The 19,952-nt window shown below is 72.7% G+C and carries 18 protein-coding genes; 6 read left to right on the top strand and 12 right to left on the bottom strand.

All coding sequences use genetic code 11. The features are described 5' to 3' along the window. Positions 1-4 precede the first annotated feature (4 nt). Together FHX71_RS26235 and glpK are read left to right on the top strand one after the other, a co-directional pair. Positions 5-739, top strand: a complete 735-nt coding sequence (locus tag FHX71_RS26235; RefSeq protein WP_182620436.1) for an MIP/aquaporin family protein — start codon at positions 5-7, stop codon at positions 737-739. 48 nt (positions 740-787) lie between these two features. Continuing rightward, the gene (gene glpK, locus FHX71_RS26230) at positions 788-2,302 is read left to right on the top strand and encodes a glycerol kinase GlpK (RefSeq protein WP_182620435.1); all 1,515 of its coding nucleotides are present in this window, start codon (positions 788-790) and stop codon (positions 2,300-2,302) included. Positions 2,303-2,376: 74 nt separating this feature from the next. Here the strand turns inward: glpK and FHX71_RS26225 are convergent, their stop codons facing one another. Both FHX71_RS26225 and FHX71_RS26220 read right to left on the bottom strand, forming a co-directional pair. Continuing rightward, complete coding sequence (locus FHX71_RS26225; RefSeq protein WP_182620434.1) at positions 2,377-2,970, bottom strand: TetR/AcrR family transcriptional regulator; 594 nt, start codon at positions 2,968-2,970, stop codon at positions 2,377-2,379. Beyond that, a complete protein-coding gene (locus FHX71_RS26220) occupies positions 2,954-3,661 on the bottom strand; it encodes a YqeB family protein (protein WP_182620433.1) in 708 nt (235 codons plus the stop codon). The genes FHX71_RS26225 and FHX71_RS26220 overlap by 17 nt, the downstream gene beginning before the upstream one ends. Before the next feature lie 92 nt (positions 3,662-3,753). Between FHX71_RS26220 and FHX71_RS26215 the strand changes: the two genes are divergently transcribed. Further along, complete coding sequence (locus tag FHX71_RS26215) at positions 3,754-5,055, top strand: alpha/beta fold hydrolase (RefSeq protein ID WP_182620432.1); 1,302 nt, start codon at positions 3,754-3,756, stop codon at positions 5,053-5,055. 173 nt (positions 5,056-5,228) lie between these two features. Here FHX71_RS26215 and FHX71_RS26210 read toward each other — a convergent pair whose 3' ends face one another. From FHX71_RS26210 to FHX71_RS26200, 3 genes are all read right to left on the bottom strand, one after another. Next, positions 5,229-6,608 (bottom strand): phosphoinositide-specific phospholipase C-related protein, encoded by a 1,380-nt coding sequence (locus tag FHX71_RS26210; protein ID WP_182620431.1) that lies wholly within the window; start codon positions 6,606-6,608, stop codon positions 5,229-5,231. Between the two features lie 261 nt (positions 6,609-6,869). Next, complete coding sequence (locus tag FHX71_RS26205; RefSeq protein WP_182620430.1) at positions 6,870-7,484, bottom strand: hypothetical protein; 615 nt, start codon at positions 7,482-7,484, stop codon at positions 6,870-6,872. 166 nt (positions 7,485-7,650) lie between these two features. Then, positions 7,651-9,141 carry an XRE family transcriptional regulator gene (locus tag FHX71_RS26200; RefSeq protein ID WP_182620429.1) on the bottom strand — a complete coding sequence of 497 codons (1,491 nt, stop codon included), beginning with the start codon at positions 9,139-9,141 and terminating at the stop codon, positions 7,651-7,653. Positions 9,142-9,339: 198 nt separating this feature from the next. Between FHX71_RS26200 and FHX71_RS26195 the strand changes: the two genes are divergently transcribed. Beyond that, positions 9,340-11,265 carry a phosphoenolpyruvate carboxykinase (GTP) gene (locus FHX71_RS26195; protein WP_182620428.1) on the top strand — a complete coding sequence of 642 codons (1,926 nt, stop codon included), beginning with the start codon at positions 9,340-9,342 and terminating at the stop codon, positions 11,263-11,265. A 157-nt stretch (positions 11,266-11,422) separates the two neighbouring features. Here FHX71_RS26195 and trpS read toward each other — a convergent pair whose 3' ends face one another. Continuing rightward, positions 11,423-12,616, bottom strand: a complete 1,194-nt coding sequence (gene trpS / locus FHX71_RS26190) for a tryptophan--tRNA ligase (protein WP_246403557.1) — start codon at positions 12,614-12,616, stop codon at positions 11,423-11,425. 296 nt (positions 12,617-12,912) lie between these two features. Between trpS and FHX71_RS26185 the strand changes: the two genes are divergently transcribed. Then, a complete protein-coding gene (locus tag FHX71_RS26185) occupies positions 12,913-13,377 on the top strand; it encodes a tRNA (cytidine(34)-2'-O)-methyltransferase (protein ID WP_182620835.1) in 465 nt (154 codons plus the stop codon). 70 nt (positions 13,378-13,447) lie between these two features. Here FHX71_RS26185 and FHX71_RS26180 read toward each other — a convergent pair whose 3' ends face one another. The 4 genes from FHX71_RS26180 to FHX71_RS26165 all read right to left on the bottom strand — a co-directional run bounded on the left by FHX71_RS26180 (position 13,448) and on the right by FHX71_RS26165 (position 16,571). Continuing rightward, positions 13,448-14,200 carry a VOC family protein gene (locus FHX71_RS26180; RefSeq protein ID WP_182620427.1) on the bottom strand — a complete coding sequence of 251 codons (753 nt, stop codon included), beginning with the start codon at positions 14,198-14,200 and terminating at the stop codon, positions 13,448-13,450. Positions 14,201-14,264: 64 nt separating this feature from the next. After that, the gene (locus FHX71_RS26175) at positions 14,265-14,933 is read right to left on the bottom strand and encodes a ThuA domain-containing protein (RefSeq protein ID WP_182620426.1); all 669 of its coding nucleotides are present in this window, start codon (positions 14,931-14,933) and stop codon (positions 14,265-14,267) included. Positions 14,934-15,060: 127 nt separating this feature from the next. Next, positions 15,061-16,032: an NAD(P)-dependent alcohol dehydrogenase gene (locus FHX71_RS26170; RefSeq protein WP_182620425.1), complete on the bottom strand. Its 972-nt coding sequence runs from the start codon at positions 16,030-16,032 to the stop codon at positions 15,061-15,063. Then, on the bottom strand, positions 16,029-16,571 hold the full coding sequence (locus FHX71_RS26165) for a nitroreductase family deazaflavin-dependent oxidoreductase (protein ID WP_182620424.1): 543 nt from the start codon (positions 16,569-16,571) through the stop codon (positions 16,029-16,031). Before FHX71_RS26165 ends, FHX71_RS26170 begins: the two co-directional genes overlap by 4 nt. A 105-nt stretch (positions 16,572-16,676) precedes the next feature. Between FHX71_RS26165 and FHX71_RS26160 the strand changes: the two genes are divergently transcribed. Beyond that, complete coding sequence (locus FHX71_RS26160) at positions 16,677-17,432, top strand: TetR/AcrR family transcriptional regulator (protein WP_182620423.1); 756 nt, start codon at positions 16,677-16,679, stop codon at positions 17,430-17,432. Here FHX71_RS26160 and FHX71_RS26155 read toward each other — a convergent pair. Further along, positions 17,407-18,645, bottom strand: a complete 1,239-nt coding sequence (locus FHX71_RS26155) for an NAD(P)/FAD-dependent oxidoreductase (protein ID WP_182620422.1) — start codon at positions 18,643-18,645, stop codon at positions 17,407-17,409. The genes FHX71_RS26160 and FHX71_RS26155 overlap by 26 nt on opposite strands. A gap of 202 nt (positions 18,646-18,847) precedes the next feature. Next, a complete protein-coding gene (locus FHX71_RS26150) occupies positions 18,848-19,903 on the bottom strand; it encodes an aldo/keto reductase (protein WP_182620421.1) in 1,056 nt (351 codons plus the stop codon). Positions 19,904-19,952: the final 49 nt, after the last annotated feature.

Raw genomic sequence — 19,952 nt, 5'->3', positions numbered from 1 at the left:
AGTGATGAACGCATTCACGGACATCATGGTGCCGGAGTTCCTCGGCACGATGATCCTGCTCCTCGGCGGTGCCGGCGTCGTGGCCAATGCCATCCTCCCCAAGAACAAGGGGTTCAACGGCGGCTGGCTGATGATCAACTTCGGCTGGGGTCTCGCGGTCTTCGCGGGTGTCTTCGTGTCGCTGAAGTCCGGCGCGCACATCAACCCGGCCGTGACCCTCGGCATCCTGACCAGCGGGGCCGAGGAGTTCGCACCCGGCGTGGCCGCCGACTTCCCCAACATGCTCATCTACTGGGGCAGCCAGCTCGTCGGTGCCTTCGTCGGCGCGGTCCTCGCGTACCTGGCCTACAAGCGGCACTTCGACGAGGATGCCGACCCGGCGGTGAAGCTCGGCGTCTTCTCGACGGGCCCGGCGATCCGCTCCTACGGGTGGAACTTCGTCACGGAGGTCATCGGCACGTTCATGCTGGTGTTCGTCATCCTGTCGTTCGCCAACTGGCCGGGCGACCTCGGGCCGCTGGCCGCCGCCCTTCTCGTGACCGGTATCGGCGCCAGCCTCGGTGGCCCGACGGGGTACGCCATCAACCCGGCCCGTGACTTCGGCCCGCGTATCGCACACTTCGTCCTGCCCATCCCGGGCAAGGGCTCGAGCGACTGGGCCTACTCGTGGGTCCCGGTGCTGGGCCCGCTCGCCGGTGGCGCACTCGGTGGCCTGCTGGCCGCCGCCGTCGCCGCCTGAGCCGCACCCCCCAGACAGACTTCGACACGGACAAGGGAGTCAACTCCGATGGCTGACTACGTACTCGCGATCGACCAGGGCACCACGAGCACCCGGGCGATCGTGTTCAACCACGCCGGGACCATCGTGTCCACCGGCCAGATCGAGCACGACCAGATCTTCCCCAAGGCCGGCTGGGTGGAGCACAAGCCGGAACAGATCTGGGACAACACGCGCCAGGTCGTGGGCCTCGCGCTGACCAAGGCGAACATCAACCACACGGACCTCGCCGCGGTGGGCATCACCAACCAGCGTGAGACCACGGTGGTGTGGGACAAGACCACCGGCAAGCCCGTCTACAACGCGATCGTGTGGCAGGACACGCGCACGCAGGCGATCGTCGACGAGCTCGCGGGGTCGGAGGGCGCCGAGAAGTACAAGGCGATCGTCGGCCTGCCGCTCGCCACCTACTTCTCCGGCCCCAAGGTGAAGTGGATCCTCGACAACGTCGAGGGCGCACGCGAGGCGGCGGACCGCGGCGACCTGCTGTTCGGCAACACCGACGCGTGGGTCCTGTGGAACATGACCGGCGGCGTCGAGGGCGGGGTGCACGTCACCGACGTCACGAACGCCTCCCGCACGATGCTCATGGACCTCGACACCCTGTCGTGGCGCGAGGACATCGCCTCCGACATGGGCATCCCGCTGTCGATGCTCCCCGAGATCCGTTCCTCGTCCGAGGTGTACGGGACCGGGCGGCCCCGGGGCATGGTGCCCGGCGTGCCCATCGCGGGCATCCTCGGCGACCAGCAGGCCGCGACGTTCGGCCAGGCGTGCTTCGAGGTCGGTACCGCGAAGAACACGTACGGCACCGGCAACTTCATGCTGCTCAACACCGGCACGGAGAAGGTGCCGTCCGAGAACGGCCTGCTCACCACGGTCTGCTACAAGATCGGCGACAGCGCGCCGATCTACGCGCTGGAGGGCTCCATCGCCGTCACGGGGTCGCTGGTCCAGTGGCTCCGCGACAACCTGGGCCTGTTCACCGACGCGCCCGACGTCGAGTGGTACGCCCGCAAGGTCGAGGACAACGGCGGCGCGTACTTCGTGCCGGCCTTCTCCGGCCTGTTCGCGCCGTACTGGCGGCCCGACGCGCGCGGTGCGCTCGTGGGGCTCACCCGGTACGTCAACCGCAACCACATCGCGCGCGCCGCGCTGGAGGCCACGGCGTACCAGACCCGCGAGGTCATGGACGCCATGAAGGCGGACTCCGGCGTGGAGCTCACCGAGCTCAAGGTCGACGGCGGCATGGTCGCCAACGAGCTGCTCATGCAGTTCCAGGCCGACCAGCTCGGTGTCGACGTCGTGCGGCCCGTCGTCGCGGAGACCACCGCGCTCGGCGCGGCCTACGCGGCGGGTATCGCCGTCGGCTTCTGGAAGGGCGAGTCCGACGTGACGGCGAACTGGGCCGAGGACCGGCGCTGGACGCCGGACATGGACGACAAGGAGCGCGACCGCCTCTACCGGAGCTGGAAGAAGGCCGTGACGAAGACCTTCGACTGGGTCGACGCCGACATCGGCTGACCGCACCACTCCGTGTCAGACGCTCAGGTCCCTCGGGGGACCTGAGCGTCTGACACGTTTCGGGGGGCACAGCGTTACGGCGCCAGGAACCGGCGTGCCGTCTCCACGAGCGTCTCCTTCTCGCCCTCCACCGTGAACCCCTCGTCGACCGCCGCGCGGCCCAGGAAGCCGTCGGTGAACAGGTACAGCCACGAGGTGATGCGGGCGGGCGTCAGGTCCGTGCGGATCTCGCCGGCGCGCTGGGCCCGCTCGACCCAGGGCCGGATCAGGTCCTGCTGGACGTCCGCGTCCTCGTCGAGCCGGGCCGCGACCTCCGGCAGGTGCATGACGCCGCCCACCGCGCGCACGAAGCCGGGCATCCGGGGGTCCTCGGCGTCGTCGGCGCCCTGCCGGATGATGTCGAGGACGACGCCCAGGGCGTCCGTCCGGTCCGCGTACCGCGCCTCGGCCTCGCCGGCCTCCTCGGTGCCCAGCGTCAGGATCGCGAGCAGGACGTCCAGCTTGGTCGGGAAGTAGTGGAAGAACGTGCCCGACCCGATGCCCGCCCGGCGGCAGATCGCCGCGGTGGTGGCGCCGTCGTAGCCGCGCTCCGCGAAGACCGTCAGCGCCGCGTCGATGATGACCAGCCGACGGGCCTCGTGCCGTGCGGGATCAACGGTCCGCGCCACGCGCGTCCTCGGTCGCGGCCGTGCGGCGCACCTGGATCCGGTCGTCCCGGACGCGTGCCACGAGGCCGAGCGCGGCCAGGTCGGCGTCCGCCTGGCGGCGGGCGGCGGCGTCCTTGCGCTCCTCCAGCCGACGGCGGAGCACGTCGTGCTCGGCGGCCGTGAAGCCCGGCCGGCCGTCGACCCAGCGCTCGAACAGCCGCTCGTGCGGGTCGGCGTCGTGCCAGGGCCAGCCGTGCCGGGTCAGCGCCTCCTGGACCTTCCCGGCCGAGAGGGTGTCGGTGTCGAGCCGCGCGCGCAGGCCGCCGTCGGGCCGCAGGAGCACCAGGTCCTCCTTGTCGCGGAACGCGGCGCCGACGTCGGACCGCTCGACCCACACCTCGCGCTCCTCCTGCCGGTGCTCGACGTGGTCGTCCGCGACGCTGAGCACCGGCGCCTCGCCCACCGTCATGAAGGCGATGAACGCGCCGCCCACCAAGCCGAGCCCGCCCAGGATGCCGAGCGTCCAGGGCAAGGACAGCGACTCGACGAGCCTGAGCAGCCCCGGCACGGGCAGCGGCGTCGCGTCGATGATCGCGGCCAGGCCGCCCGCCAGCGGCCCGGCGAACCAGCCGAGGATCACGCCGAGCGCGAGCACGCCCAGGCCGAGGACGGCGGGGAGTGCCGGGTGCTGGCGCACCTCGGTGGTCGTCATGGCTCAATTATTAGAGTGGGCACTCTATTAATGCAATCCATATCGCGAAAGTGGCGATGCGGCGGCGGAGCGTGCGGTCATAGGCTCACTCCGTGCCCATCAGCTACACGCTTCCCGGTGTCCATGTCACCGACCACTCCGTCGACGTCCCGCTCGACTGGTCCCAGCCGGACGGGTCGCCCACGATCTCCGTGTTCGCGCGCGAGCTCGTCGACCCCACCCGCCGCACCGAGGACCTGCCGCTCCTCGTGTTCCTCCAGGGCGGTCCCGGCGGCAAGGGCCCCCGTCCCACCGGCCCGGACGGCTGGGTGGGCGCGGCCCTCAAGCGCTTCCGCGTGGTGCTGCTGGACCAGCGCGGCACCGGGCGGTCGAGCGCCGTCCGGGCGGAGGCGCTGGCCGCCGTCGGCACGCCCGCGGAGCAGGCGGCGTACCTCGCGCACTTCCGCGCCGACAACATCGTGCACGACGCCGAGCACGTGCGGAAGACGCTCTTCGGGGGCCGGCGCTGGACCTCGCTGGGCCAGTCCTACGGCGGCTTCATCACCATGACGTACCTGTCGTTCGCGCCCGAGGGCCTGAACGCGAGCCTCGTGACCGGCGGCCTGCCGGGCCTGACGGCGTCGGCCCGGGAGGTCTACGAGCGCACCCAGCCGCGCGTCGTCGCCAAGAACGAGCGGTTCCGCGCGCGCTACCCGCACGTCACCAAGACGCTCGGCCGTATCGCCGACCGCCTCGCGGGCGGCGGCGTGGCGGAGCCCGGCGGCGACCCGCTCACCGTCCGCCGGTTCCAGACGCTCGGGATGGACTTCGGCATGCAGTCCGGGTTCGAGCGCGTGCACTGGATCGTCGACGAGGCGTTCGACTCACCGCACGGCGGCCCCCTCAGCGACACGTTCCGCGCGACGGTCGCCGCCGAGACGTCGTTCGCGACCAACCCGCTGTACGCGCTGCTGCACGAGTCGATCTACGCGCAGTCCCACACGGGCCCGACGGCGTGGGCGGCCCAGTCCGTGCGCGACGCCGACCCGGCGTTCGGCGAGGACGCGCGGCCCCTGCTGCTCACCGGCGAGATGATCTACCCCTGGATGTTCTCCGAGATCAGCGCCCTGCGGCCGTTCGAGGCCGCCGCGGACGCCCTCGCGCAGCGGCAGGACTGGGGCGACCTGTACGACCTGCACCGGCTCGCGGACAACGACATCCCGGTCGAGGCCGCCGTGTACTTCGACGACATGTTCGTCGACTCGTCGCTGTCGCTGGAGACCGCCGCGCACGTGGGCAACGTCGCGGCGTGGGTGACCAACGAGTTCGAGCACGACGGGCTGCGGCTCGGCGACGTCCTGCCCAGGCTGCTGTACCGCCTGGACGCGCGGGGCGGCCCGCTGCCCACGGAGTAGGCCCGCTCCCCTCGGAGTAGGCCCGCTCCCCTCGGAGTAGGCCCGCTCCCGTTCCTGGGCGACGCCTCTCTCCTTTGAGGCCTAAGTTTCTTCGCTTTGAGGCGGCTCAAAGCGAAGAAACTTAGGTCTCAAAGGAGAAGGCTTCCGGCGGACGACGGACGGGGCCCGACCCGTCAGTACGTGTACGTGTTCAGGGCCGCCACCGCGGCGGCTGGGTCCCCGACGTCGTAGCGGTCGACCGCCACGAACGTCGGCTTCTTGCGGGCCGCCGGCTGGCAGAACCGCTGGGCCCGGTCCAGGAGCCGCTCGTTGTCGGTCCGGGCCGTCACCTCGACCGGCACGTCCCGGAAGTGGTTCATCACGAACAGCGGCCGGAAGCCCGTCCCGGGGCTGGTGAGCGGGATGTTCGTGCCGGCGTCGTACCAGCGGCTGTAGCAGGACCAGTCCGAGTCGCCGATGCCCGGGCCCATGGACCAGTAGTTCTCCACGGTCCACTCGCGCTGGTACATGACGCCGAAGCTCTCCCGGGTCAGGCCCGCGCCCTCGTCGGCGGACCGGCTGTGGTCGCTGAGGATCAGCAGGCGGTCGTTGTCGGCGACGAGCCGGGCCATCGTGGGCCAGCCGTCCTCGCGGACGCCGGTGCGGTCGGGCCGGTAGAGCACGTCCGCCAGGCCGTCGACGCGGTCGAGCTCGGCGCGCAGCACGGCGGGCTCCACGTAGTCCTCCAGGAACACCGTGACGAACTGGTCGGGGTGCGCCTCCAGGAAGTCGACCATCCGCTGAAGGTCCACCCAGAGCGCGACCGGGCTGCTGACGAGGGTGCAGCTGTTGTGGCAGAGGATCGCGCCGTCGCCGGTCTGGTGGATGTCGAGCTGGAACCCGCGGACGCCGTCGGCGAGCTGCTGCTCGATCCCCCGCGTCTGGTTGGGCGCGAGGTTGATGAACGGGGGCGCGAAGCCGCCGTCCACCCCGTTCGCGTACGCGTTGTGCGCGGTGAGGAACGTCATCTGGTCCAGGGTGCGCTCGTCGGCGGGCGGCAGCGGGCCGGTCACCGGGCCGACCGGCGTCAGGTACCACTCGGCGAGCGGCCCGCCGCCCCCGACCGCGAGCTGCGCCGGGTAGTTCGCGCCGCCCGGCTTGGGGCTCACGGTGAGGTGGTCACCGGTGCCGGGAGCGCGAAGCAGGTAGCGGTCCCCGCCGACGTCGACCACCTCCCAGGCGGCGCCGGCCTCCCCGCAGCCGACCGTCCGGGCCTGGCCGCCCGAGCGGCCCAGGCACGTGCCCGACGCGTCGGTGCTCTCCAGGACGTGCGCCGATCCGTCGGCCCGCAGCGTCCACTGCTGGTGGTCCTCGTCGCCCTTCGGCCGGTGCTGCTCGACGGCGCCCCCGGCGTCCGCCGCGTTCAGCCCGGTCGTGGCGCTCTGCACGTAGTAGCTGCCCGACGGCGGCGCGGCCTGAGCCTCCGTCGCGAGCGCGGCCGACGTCGTCGGCAGGCCGAGAGCGCCCGCGGCCAGGGCCGCGACGACGACGAACAGGGAGCGGGAGGTTCTCATGGGTGGGACCGTCCTCGGGGATCGCCGTGAGCCACCGGCCGGACGCGCGGGGCCGGGTGAAATCACACCAGGCGGGGCCGCGCCCTGTCATCAGTGGTTCCCCCAACGCTCCGCCGTCGGCCCGGCTGCCGCGTTCTCCTTTGAGACCTAAGTTTCTTCGCTCTGGGGTGGCCCAAAGCGAAGAAACTTTGGTCTCAAAGGGGAGGGGTCAGCCCGGGACCCGGGAGAAGTCGGCAGCCAGCCAGCCAGCCCGGCGGAGGGTCAGCGCAGCCCCGGCAGCGACGCGACCACGTATCCGTCGACCTCGACGACGTCGCCCGGGGTCAGCGCGGGCTTGCCCGCCGGGTGGCAGAGGGTCACCTGGAAGCCGTCGGTCTGCACGCGGGCCGCGGTGAACCGCTGGCTTGTGCGCGCGACGGTGCGCTCCTCGATCGCGAGCACGACGCCGGTCAGGTGCGCGACGGCGTCGGTCGACGCGGCGTACGCGCCGGTGGGCTCGAAGACCAGGCCGGACACGTCGGCGTCGGCCTGCCCGATGACCTGGACGGAGTTGCCGAGCACGACGATCGAGACGGGGCCCGTGACGGGTGCCTCCGCGGTGCCGAGCAGGGCGAGCTCCTCGAGCTGGCAGGCGATCTCGGTGATCACCTCGTCGTGCTGGTTCACGAGCTCGGCGAGCACGAGGCCGCCGTCGACCGCCTGCGGCTCGGAGAGGATGGCGCCCGGCGCCGCGTAGAACGTGGGCGTGACCACCCGGACCAGGTCGCCCTCGGTGGTGATGATCAGGCGGGCACCGGACGTGTCGGTCCAGATGTGCACGCCGACCTCGCCGTCCTTCGCGATCGTCTCCGCCTCGGCGCGCGCGGATGCCACCATGTCGCGAAATTCGCTGCGTCGCCAGACGTCCAGTCCGATGCAAGCCAGGTTCGATGCCACGGTCGCCTACGCTAACCCGGCGACGCCGCGAGAGCCTCGACAGAGGGTCATACGTGCGTGTCAGACGTACAGGTCCTTCGAGGGACCTGTACGTCTGACACGGGGGTCAGTCGGGGGCGTGCTTGTCGAGGAACGCGTACACCTCGGTGTCGTCCACCCCGGGGAAGGCGCCGCGCGGGAGGGCCGCGAGGATCTGCTGGTGCATGCGCCCCGACGGCCAGGCCTCGCCCGACCAGCGTTCGGTGAGCTCGGGCGAGGGGCGCTGGCAGCAGGCCGGGTCCGGGCACGTGGAGACGCGCCGCACCTGCGAGTCGCGCCCGCGGAACCACTTGGCGTGCGCGTACGGCACCCCGACCGTGATCGAGAACGCGCCCGAGCCGCCGTCGGGCCCGCCCGTGGGCGACGTGGACCCCGTCTGGGTGGAGCACCAGAACGTCCCGGCCGGGGTGTCGGTGTACTGGTAGAACTCTGTGGCGCGGTCGCGGCGCTCGAACGCCTCGCGCGCCGCCCAGCGCCGGCAGATGAGCTGCCCCTCGATGGCGCCCGTGACGTCCTGCGGGAACGGCAGGCCGTCGTTCGCGTAGCCGCGGAACAGCGCGCCGTCGGCCCCCACGCGCAGGAAGTGCAGCGGGATGCCGAGGTGGTGCGTCGCGAGGTTGGTCAGCCGCATCGCGGCGGCCTCGTGCGTGATGCCGAAGGCGTCGCGGAAGTCCTCGACGGCGAGGTCACGCTCGCGCTTGCGGGACTCCAGGAACGGCACGGCCACGAACTGCGGCACCAGGCACGCGGCGGCGAAGTATGTGATCTCGACGCGATGCCGCAGGAACTCGCCGTAGGAACGCGGCCGGTCGTGCTCCAGCACGCGGTGCGCCAGCGCCTGCAGTGCGAGCGACCGCAGGCCGTGCCCGCCGGGGGTCGACGCCGGGGGCAGGTAGATGCGCCCGTTGCGCAGGTCGGTCACGGAGCGGGCGGACCGGGGCAGGTCGCCGACGTGCAGCAGCGTGAAGCCCATCTGCTCGGCCATCCGCGCCACGGTGCGGTGGGTCAGCGCGCCGCCCGTGTACCCGGCGGCCTTGACCATCTGCTCGGCGACGGCCTCGAACTGCGGGTAGTGGTTGTCGCGCGCCTCCCGCTCCAGGCGCAGGTCGGTGTTGGCCCGCCGCGCCTCCTCGGGCGTGGCGATGGCCATCTGCTCGCGCCGCGCCAGCTCGTCGTGCAGGCCCACGAGCTGTTCGAGCACCGGCATCGGCAGCTTCTGGCTGGGCTTGACGGCCGGCACACCGAGCGTGGTGAACAGGGGTCCGCGCTGTGCACGGTCGAGCGCGATCTCCAGCGCGGCGCGGCGCGACGGCGGCTCCGAGCTCAGCAGCTCGCTCATCGGGACGCCCAGCGCCTCCGCGATCGACCGGAGCAAGCCGAGCCGCGGTTCGCGGCGGCCGTTCTCCACGAGCGACAGCAGGCTCGGCGCCGAGCCCACCTTCTCGCCGAGCGCGTCCAGCGTGAGTCCCTGCGCGGTGCGCAGGTGCCGGATGCGCCGCCCCAGGGTGATCAGATCGGTCTCGCCGCCCGACGACGTCGGCTCGCCTCCCGCAGGCATGTCGCCCTCCGTTCGTGCTCGCGGGCGCGACGACGACGTCGCGCGCTGCCCGGGACGGGCCAGCAGTAACCCGCTCCTTCACACTACGTGAAGATCGGCGATTCTTGACAGCCCCGGGGCTGGAATTCCGGGCGATTCGCACCCCAGAGTGGAAACAAGCCCGCTACCGAGGCCCGCCGTCTGACGATCGGAGCTCCCATGTCCGTCCTCGCGAACCCCCGCCGAACCCGGCTCGTCGCCGAGCTCGTCGCCGACGTGACCATCGGCCAGGACTCCTCCACCGCGGACACCTCGGCGTCCACCGCGCACGGCATCCCGCCCGTCGGTGACCTGGACGTGCGCGACTGGGTCGCCCGCGTCGCCGAGCTCACCCAGCCGGACGAGATCGTCTGGTGCGACGGCTCCGCCGACGAGAAGCAGCGCCTGATCGACCAGATGCTGGCCGCGGGCACGCTCGTCGCGCTGAACCAGGAGAAGCGGCCGGGCTCGTACCTGGCGCGCTCCAACCCCGCCGACGTCGCCCGCGTCGAGTCGCGCACCTTCATCTGCTCGCAGGCCGAGGAGGACGCCGGCCCCACCAACAACTGGGTGGCCCCCGCCGACATGCGCACCGAGCTGAAGGGCGTCTTCGAGGGCTCGATGAAGGGCCGCACCATGTACGTGGTGCCCTTCTCGATGGGCCCCGTGGGCGGCCCCATCTCGCAGGTCGGCATCGAGCTCACCGACTCGCCGTACGTCGTCGTCTCGATGCACGTCATGACGCGCGTCTCGGACGAGATCCTGCGCCTGATCGACGCCGGCCAGCAGTGGGTCCCCGCCGTCCACTCGGTGGGCGCGCCCCTGGCCGACGCCGCGGACGACGTGGCCTGGCCCTGCAACGACACCAAGTACATCGTGCACTTCCCGGAGACCCGCGAGATCTGGTCGTACGGCTCCGGCTACGGCGGCAACGCCCTGCTCGGCAAGAAGTGCTTCGCGCTGCGGATCGCCTCGGCGATGGCGCGCGACGAGGGCTGGCTCGCCGAGCACATGCTGCTGATCCGCATCACGTCGCCCGAGCAGCGCCAGTACCACCTGGCCGCCGCCTTCCCGAGCGCCTGCGGCAAGACGAACCTCGCGATGCTGCAGCCCACCATCCCGGGCTGGAAGGTCGAGACCCTCGGCGACGACATCGTCTGGATGCGCCCCGGCCCCGACGGCTCGCTGCGCGCCATCAACCCCGAGGCCGGCTTCTTCGGCGTCGCGCCGGGCACCGGCATCGACACCAACCCGACCGCCGTGGCGACGTTCGACCGCGACACCATCTTCACGAACGTCGCGCTGACCGACGACGGCGACGTCTGGTGGGAGGGCCTCACGCCCGAGCCCCCGGCGCACCTGACGGACTGGCAGGGCAACGACTGGACGCCCGCCGACGCCGACGAGCGCCCCGCGGCGCACCCGAACTCCCGCTTCACGGTGTCCGCCGCCCAGTGCCCCACCATCGCGGACACCTGGGAGGACCCGGCCGGCGTGCCGGTCGACGCGATCGTGTTCGGCGGCCGCCGCGCCAGCAACGTGCCGCTCGTGGCGCAGTCGTTCGGCTGGGAGCACGGCGTCTTCATGGGCGCCACGATCTCCTCGGAGCGCACGGCCGCCGCCGAGGGCGCGCTCGGCGAGCTGCGCCGCGACCCCTTCGCGATGCTCCCGTTCTGCGGCTACAACATGGCCGACCACTGGGCGCACTGGCTGGAGGTCGGCGCGGGCATCGAGGACGCCAAGCGCCCGGAGATCTTCCAGGTCAACTGGTTCCGCCGCGGTGACGACGGACGCTTCCTCTGGCCCGGGTTCGGCGAGAACTCGCGCGTGGTCGAGTGGATCGTCGGCCAGGTCGAGGCGGGCCGCGGCCTGCGCGAGGACACCTCGGTGTCCACGCCGGTGGGCAGCATCCCCGCCCCGGGCACGCTGAACCTGGACGGCATCGACGTGCCCGACGCCGACCTGGCGGCACTCTTCGACGTGCCGACCGGGCCGTGGCAGGCCGAGGCCGAGCTGACCGAGGAGTTCTTCGACCGGTTCGGCGACCACACGCCCGCCGCCCTGCGCGCCCAGCTGGACGCCCTGCGGGAGCGGCTGGCCCGATGATCTCGGGCGGCTGACGGCGCGACCTTCCTGGGTGGCTCCCTGTCGCGCCGTCAGCCGTCCGAACAGATTTCCCCGGCCGGGTTATTGAGGCATCCCGGCCGGGGATCTCCTTTGTCCACAGGCCTGTTTTCCACAGGCCTGTGGACATCGACCCACGTCAGTAGCGCATCCCCATGAGCCCGCGGACGTCGTCCAGGGTGCGGTCCGCGATCTCGTTCGCCCGCGCGTTGCCCCGGGCGAGCACCTCGTCCAGGTACCGCAGTCCGGCGGAGGCGAGCTCCCGCCGTCGGGCACGCAGGGGGCGCAGGCCCTCCACGGCCGCCTCGGTGACCAGGGCCTTGAGGCGCCCCGCTCCCCCGGCGCCCACCTCGTCGGCGAGCGCCTCCGGGGTGCCCCCGGTGAAGTACGCGCCGATCTGGAGCAGGTTGGCGATCTCCGGCCGCCGCTCCGGCTCGTACGTGATGGCGCGCTCGGCGTCGGTCTTCGCGCGCTTGAAGAACCTCGCCGTGTCGTCCTCCGAGGCCCGCAGCTCCAGCGCGTTGCCGCGCGACTTGGACATCCGGCGGCCGTCGTCGCCGAGCACGGTGGTCGACGGCGCGATGAGCGCGTCCGGCTCGGGGAAGTACGGCCGGGCGGCGCTATATCGCTGGTTGAACCGCCGCGCGACGGTCCGGGTGATCTCCAGGTGCGGAAGCTGGTCCACGCCCACCGGCACGAGGTTGCCGTGGCAGAACAGGATGTCGGCGGCCTGGTGCACCGGGTAGGTGAGCAGCAGGCCGGAGATGCCGCGCTTCTGCCGCAGCACGGCCGCCTCCGCCTCAGCCTTCACCGTGGGGTTGCGCTCCAGCTCGGACACCGTGACCAGCGACAGGAACGGCAGCAGGAGCTGGTTCAGCGCAGGCACCGCCGAGTGCGTGAAGACAGTGCTGCGCTCCGGGTCCAGGCCCGCCGCGAGGTAGTCGAGCAGCACCTCGCGGACGGTCGCGGGCAGGTCGCCGGCGTCGTCCCGGTCGGTGATGACCTGGTAGTCGGCGACGATGAGGAACACCTCGACGCCCAGGTCCTGCAGGCGCACGCGGTTCGCGACGGTCCCCATCAGGTGCCCCAGGTGCAGGGCCCCGGTGGGGCGGTCGCCGGTCAGCACGCGGTACTCCCCCGGGTTTCGGGCGATCCGGTCCTCCAGCACGGCGGTGCGCTCGCGCGCCGCGAGGGCCGAGCGGGTGGTGGCCCGCTTCTCGCGGGCGGCACCGAGGTCGTGCAGGGTAGCGGTGTCGTGCGGGGTGGCGGTGTCGTGCGGGGTGGCGGGGGCGGACGACGTCGGGGCCGCCTCGGGCGGCATTGTCACGGACATGTGGGTCTCCTTCGGGCGAGGAGCAGCCCGCGCACGACATCGGGCACAGAAAAAGTCCCGGGCTGCGGCGGGCAGCTCGGGACTTCTGTGCGGGTGGGCGCGTCAGGTCACGGCTGCGAGTGCAGCCGCCACCAGTTGAGCCCGTGCGTCATGTCGTCAGGGTAGGCGGGGCGCCCGACGGCGGGCAAGGGCGGCCTGCCCGACGGCGGACGACGGCGGCGGACGACGCCGCGCCGTCGGGCAGCGAGAATGGACCCGTGCCGCAGCAGCCTGACGCCCCCGTGCCCGCGAACCCCCTGGCCCACATCGTGTACTTCGAGCCGCGCATCCCCGGGAACACCGGGTCCGCGATCCGGCTCGCTGCCGTGACCGGCGCGCGGCTGCACCTCGTGGAGCCGCTGGGCTTCGACCTGTCGGAGGCCAAGCTGAAGCGCGCCGGCCTCGACTACCACGACCTCGCCGTCATGGACGTGCACCCGTCGCTCGACGCGGCCCTCGACGCACTGCCCGAGGCCCGGGTGTTCGCGTTCACGACCCGCGCGACCACCCGGTTCACCGACGTCGAGTACCGGCCGGGCGACGTGCTGCTGTTCGGACCCGAGCCCACGGGTCTGCCGCCCGAAGCCCTGAAGCACCCCCGCGTCACCGACGAGCTGCGCATCCCGATGCTGCCGGGCCGCCGGTCGCTCAACCTGACCAACGCGGCGTCGATCGCGGTCTACGAGGTCTGGCGCCAGACGGGCTTCTCCGAGGGAGCGTGACGTTGAGTGCTGGGCTTTCGCCCTGCACATGCGATCCGCAGGGCGAAAGTCCAGCACTCAACGAGGTCGGTTACGGGCGCACCACCAGGACGCGGCCCGGGGCCAGCTCGTAGCGGCCGGGCACCACGCCCGGGCTCGACGGGCCCGCCTGCGCGACCACGGTCACGGGCGGCTCGCCCACCACGCGGTCCGACGTCGGGAACCAGGTACGGCCCACGCTGACCAGGATCAGCATGCCGTCGATGTGCCCGGCCGGGCTGAACGTCGCCGAGCCGTCCGGGTAGCGGCCGACGCCGGCGGCGGCGAGCCGGTCGGCGGTGCCCACGACGTCGGGTACCGCGATACCCACCTCGCTCACGGACAGCAGGTCGCCCGGCCCGAACGGTGCCGACGGGCTGGGCTGGGTGCCGGACGCGGGCGGGCTCGAGGCCTTCGCCCCCGCGCCGCGCCCGGCACCCAGGTCTCGGGGAAGATCACGGCGCGCGATGACCTCCAGGACGGAGCGGTCCGGCCCCGGGAAGTACAGCGACCGCGCGTTCCAGGCGTCCTGCGCCTCGAACTCCGTGCGGTCGCCGTCGCCCAGCAGGCCGGGCCCCGCTGTCAGGAAGGCGCGGGCGGCGTCGAACCGCGCGTCGTCGACCAGGAACGCGTAGTGCTGGTCGCCCGCGGCGTCGGCGTCCTCGTGGAAGCGCAGGACCGTGCGGCCGACGGTGACCTCGACCGCGCCGATCTCCTTGCTGACCGGCAGGCCGAGGACCGTCTCGTAGTACGCGGCGGTCCCCGCGGTCGAGCGGTTCACCGTGTCGACGCTGAGGATCTCCATGCGACCCAGCCAACAACCTCAACAACGGTTGAGGTCAAGAGCACGAGGTCCCGTCGTGCTCGTGCTACGACAGCAGCCAGGAGGCGGCGCGGCGCAGGAGCTCCTGGTGCCCCTCCGACGCGAAGGAGCGGACGTCGTGGCCCAGCGCCGAGTACACGCTGCGGCCGCCGTGCTCCTCGTTGACCCACAGGACGGGGTGCGGGGCGCCGTCGTCGTCCAGGGTGGTGCCGAGCACGCGCGTGCCCGAGGCGACACGAAGATGGCAGTACCGCTCGTCGAAGGCCTCGACCACGCTCAGGCCCTCGGTCATCGGGTGGCCGATCGTCAGCTCGAAGCGGGCCGTGCCGATCGGCGGGTGCATCGACTCGCCGGGAACCCAGCGGCCACCCAGCACCGCCTCCCAGTCGGGCGCGTCGTAGAAGGTGTTCGCGGCCTGGTGCAGCCCGAGCACGGCACCCCCGGCCCGCGCCCAGCCGGCCAGCCGGTCGTGGAAGCCGCGCCAGTCGTCGTCAGACCCGTCGAATTCGGCGTCGCGTCGGCCCGTGCCGCCGTTGACGACCAGCAGGTCCACGGAGTCCAGGTCCTCCAGCGCACTACGGAAGAGCCCGCGCACCTCGACGGCACCCAGCTCGCCGAGCACCCCGGCCGCCGCGTGCGACGTCGCCGCGTGGTCGTGCCAGGGGTCCTCGTAGCGTCCACGGCCGGAGAGGATCAGGATGCGGCGTTGCGTCATGCGCCCGATCCTCCCACCCGCGCCGGAAACCCCGGACGCGGCCGCTGCCGGTGGATGATCCGGGAGCCGAACGTAGGGTTGGTCGCGCGATCAGGGCTCAGAGAGCGACCAGACCTACGTTCGACGCCTACGGGGTGATCAGTAGCTTGCCGCGGGCGGCGCCCGTGGCGAGGCGGTCGAACGCCTCCGCGGCCTCGTCGAGCGAGTAGCGGCGGTCGACGACGGGGCGCACCGCGCCCGAGACGAGCAGCGCCGCCAGCTCGTCCAGGTCGGACCGCCGGTTCGGGTGCCAGGCGAAGGTGCCCATCCTGGTCCCGGTCAGCCTGCCGACCACCGGGCCGAGCAGCGCCTTCTCCGCGAAGGACCCGATCCGCCGCGCGATCAGCACGTACCGGCCGCCCGGGGCCAGGCAGCGACGCAGCGCGACGAGGGACCGGGTGTCGGCGATGTCCAGGACCACGTCGAACCGCCGGTCGGAGCGCGTGACGTCCTGCCGGGTGTAGTCGATCACCTCGTCCGCGCCCACCTCGCGGAGCAGGTCCAGCTTGCCCCCGTGGTCGACGGCGGTGACCACCGCGCCGCGGGCCTTGGCGATCTGCACCGCGAACGGCCCCACGCAGCCGCCCGCGCCGTTGATCAGCACGCGCTCGCCGGCCTTGATCGGCCCCGCGGCGCGCAGGCCCTGGAGCGCGAGCGAGCCCGAGTGCGGCACCGTGGCGGCGTCGTCGAACGCGACCTGCCCCGGGAGCGGCGCGAGGGCCGACGCCGGGACGCACACCCGGTCGGCGAGCGACCCGTGGCCGCTGTCGAAGAGGTCGGCCCAGACGCGGCCGCCCGGGCGCAGGCCGGTCACGTCGGCGCCGACGCGCTCGACGGTCCCGGCCACGTCGAGCCCGACCCGGAGGTTCGCCGGGCGCACCAGGCCCGTGGCCAGGCGGGCGAGTCGGGGCCGGCCGAGCAGGTGGTCGACGTCGGCCATGTTCAGCGAGGCGGCCTCGACCCGCACGACCGCCTCGCCCGGGCCCGGCTCGGGCGCGTCGAGCGTCGCCAGCCGGAGCACGTCGGGCGGGCCGTAGCGGTCGCGGACGACGGCCCTCACTCGGCGCCGCCCGCGCTGGTCGAGCCGGTCGCGCTCTCCACGCCCTCCGCATCGGCCGCACCCCCCGGCGCCCGCCGCAGCGCGAGGAAGTCGGTGACCTTGAAGAGCCGCGCGACCCGCCGGTCCGCCGCGCTCAGGTAGGGCAGCGCCTCGGCCGGCTCGACGATCTCCGGGGTCACCACGTAGGTCTGCCCGTCGACCAGCAGCTCCGCGGAGCCGGCCGCCCGGACGTTGCGCAGCCAGTCCACGCCGGCGCCGTACGGCAGGTACACGAGGAAGTCGTCGTCCATCGGGTACACGCCGATCGGCGTCGCGTACCGCGCCCCGGACCTGCGCCCGACATGGCGGATCAGGTCGTTGGACGAACCGGCCTTCCCTGCGTCGCGCAGCGTCCGGCGGTTGGTGACCCGGCGGTTGAACCGGCGGACGACCGCGAGACCTCGCCGGTTCTTGGTGCGCATGACCAGCACCAGCGCCACGAACGCGGCGAGCCCCAGCACGAGAAGAGCCCCCACTACCCACAGGATCCAGGTCCACATGACGCACCACCTTTCCGGAGGAGACTTACGGCGTAAGCCTTACGTCGTAAGGTAGGACCGGCGCCAGGCCCCGTCAAGGGTCGGCGGACGTAGGATCGCGAGACCATGACTTCCCCGCAGACCACAGGCACGCCACCACGGACCACGCTGACCCGCGCCCGGGTGCTGGAGTCTGCGGTCGCCCTGGCGGACCGGGACGGCCTCGGGGCGCTCACCATGCGGAGCCTGGCCCGCGAGGTCGGCATCGAGGCCATGTCGCTCTACCACCACGTCGCCAGCAAGGAGGACCTGCTGGACGGCGTCGTGGACGTCGTCGCGGCGGAGATCCAGGACGCGGTCGCCCAGCTCGACCCCCTGCCGGACGACGCGCCGTCGTCCGCGTGGAAGCCCACGATGCGCCGGCAGATCCTCACGGCGCGCGCGGTGCTGCTGCGCCACCCCTGGGCGTCGACCGTCCTGGAGTCCCGGACGTCGTTCAGCCTGCACATCGTCCGGTACTGCGACTCGCTGCTGGGGCTGATGCGGCGCGGCGGCTTCTCCTGGGACCTGGTACACCACGCGATGCACGCCCTGGGCAGCCGCGCGTTCGGGTTCTCCCAGGAGCTCTTCGAGCCCGACGGCGCGACCGCGGGCTCGGCCGCCGACGGCGGGGCCAGGGAGGGCGCCGACGACGAGGCGGCCGCGATGCTGCAGCAGATGGCCGACCAGGTGCCGCACATGGTCCAGATGCTCGCCGAGGTGGCCCACGACGAGCCGGGCGCCACCCTGGGCTGGTGCGACGACCAGACCGAGTTCGAGTTCGGCCTCGACCTGATCCTCGACGGGCTCGACCGGCTCAGCGCAGCGGGTCGAACGGCCTGATCTCCTCCGGCGTCTCCCCCGTCGTGATCTGTGCCGCGAGGGCGCGGCCGGTGGCCGGGCCGAGCACCATGCCCCACATGCCGTGACCGCCCGCCACGTAGACGCCGGGCGCCGCCGTCCGGCCCACGAGCGGCAGCCCGTCCGGCGTCACGGGCCGGGAGCCGACCCACTCGTCGGCCCGGGAGTCCAGGTCGACGCCCTCGAAGAGGCCGCGGACCGAGTTCACGATCGCCTCGATCCGGCGCGGCTGGAACGGCTCGTCGGGCCCGCGGAACTCCATGGTCCCGGCGATCCGCAGCCGCCCCTGGTACGGGGTGCAGGCCACGCGGCGGGCCGGGAAGTAGACGGGGTGGTCGATCGGCGGGCCGGAGACGGGCACGCTGAACGAGTAGCCGCGCCCCGCCTGCACGCGCGTGCGGACGCCGAGCCGCCGGGTCAGGTCCGGGAGCCACGCGCCCGTGGCGACGACGACGGCGTCCGACCGGAGCGTGTCGTGGCCGGCGACGTCGACCTCGGCGCCGCCGCCCGCCCGCGTCCGGACGTCGGTGACCCGGGCGTCCGTCAGGACCTTGGCGCCGCGCGCGCTGACCGACGTCGCCAGCGCCTCCACGTACGGGCCGGGCTCGATGTACCGCTGCCCCTCCAGGGTCCAGGTGGACCGGACGGCCCGGGAGAGGTGGGGCACGCGGACGCCGTCGGGCACCCGGGACAGCGCGATCTTCTGGCCGGCCTTCGCCACGGCGCGGAGCTCGTGGACGAACGGGCGCGACTGCTGCTCGCGCTCGAACCCGACCACCCAGGGGCTGTCGTACGAGGTCGCGTGGACGCCGCCTGACTCGAGCTCGTCGTACGCCTCCAGGGCCAGGCGGTCGATCGGGGTGAGGGCGGCCATGGCGCGCTGCCACGCGCCGGGCGTCGCGTGCGCCATGAACCGGGCGAGGAAGCCCCAGAGCGCGCGGTCGAACCGGAAGGGGACGCTGAGCGCGGCGTCGGGGTCGAGCATCGCCTTCGGGCCGTAGGCCCAGAGCGACGGGTCGGCGAGCGGCATCGCCATCCCCGGCGTCAGCCAGCCGGCGTTCCCCCAGGAGGACCCGGACGCGACGCCGTGCCGGTCCAGGACCGTCACCTCCACGCCACGTTCCTGCAGGTGCCAGGCTGTCGCCAGGCCGACCATGCCGGCCCCGACCACGATCGCGGACTTCGTCTCGGTCACGTTGGTGCTCCTTCTCGCGAGTGCAGTACCTCCCAGTACCCCTCCCCGTCGAGCGGCGGACCCCCTCATGGTCCGCCGCCCGGGCCGATTCGGCGCGACGGCCCCGTGAAGTGCGGTGGAACACGGGGTGTGGAGAGGCCGACGCCGCCGGCCCCGGGTGCGATCCCGGGCCCGACGGCGTCGTACGTCCGCGCCGGACCCGTCAGCCGAGCGGGCGCGCCAGCGGCTCGATCGCCGCGATCTCGTCCGCCGTCAGGGGTCCCGCCGCGAGCGCCGCGACGTTGTCCTCGAGCTGCGCCACCGACGACGCGCCGATCAGCGCGGAGGTGATGCGCTCGTCGCGCAGCACCCAGGCGAGCGCGAGCTGCGCGAGCGTCTGCCCGCGGCCGGCGGCGATGTCGTTGAGCGCCTTGGCGCGGCCCAGGTAGTCCTCGGTGAGGGCCCGGTCCGAGAGGAACGGCGAGTCGGAGCGGGCCGCACGCGACCCGGCCGGGGCCGCGCCGGCGAGGTACTTGCTGGTCAGCAGGCCCTGCTGCAGCGGGGAGAACACGATGGTCCCGACGCCCAGCTCGCCGACGACGTCGAGCAGCGACTCGCTCTGCACGCCGTCGTACCCGTCCTCGTGGGCGGGGTTCTCGATGTGCCGGTTGAACATCGAGTAGGACGGCTGGTGGATGAGCAGCGGCACGCCCAGCTCGCCGAGGATGCGCGCGGCGTCACGCGTGCGCGCCGGCGAGTAGTTGGAGACGCCGACGTACAGCGCCTTGCCCTGCTGGACCGCGGAGGCCAGCGCGCCCATGGTCTCCTCGAGCGGCGTCGAGGGGTCGGGCCGGTGGTGGTAGAAGACGTCGACGTAGTCGACGCCCATCCGGGTCAGCGACTGGTCGAGGCTGGCCAGCAGGTACTTGCGGGAGCCGTGGTCGCCGTAGGGGCCGGGCCACATGTCGTAGCCGGCCTTCGTGGACAGGACCAGCTCGTCGCGGTACGGCTTGAGGTCGGCGGCGAGGTGCCGGCCGAAGTTCGCCTCGGCCGCGCCGTAGGACGGGCCGTAGTTGTTCGCGAGGTCGAAGTGCGTGACGCCCAGGTCGAGCGCGCGGCGCAGGATGGCGCGCTGCGTGTCGAACGGGCTGGTGTCGCCGAAGTTGTGCCAGAGCCCCAGGGACAGCGCGGGCAGGTCCAGACCCGAGCGGCCGGTGCGGCGGTACTGCATGGTGTCGTAACGGTCCTCTGCTGCGAGGTACCGGGATGCGAGAGGCATGCGGCCATCGTGGCACGGGAATCCTGTGCTCCCGGACCACCGTTCCCTG

It is taken from the genome of Promicromonospora sukumoe (genome assembly GCF_014137995.1).
In the GTDB taxonomy this organism is placed as follows: domain Bacteria; phylum Actinomycetota; class Actinomycetes; order Actinomycetales; family Cellulomonadaceae; genus Promicromonospora; species Promicromonospora sukumoe.
Note: the sequence above shows the minus strand (reverse complement) of the source record. Positions and strands in the feature narration are given on the sequence as shown.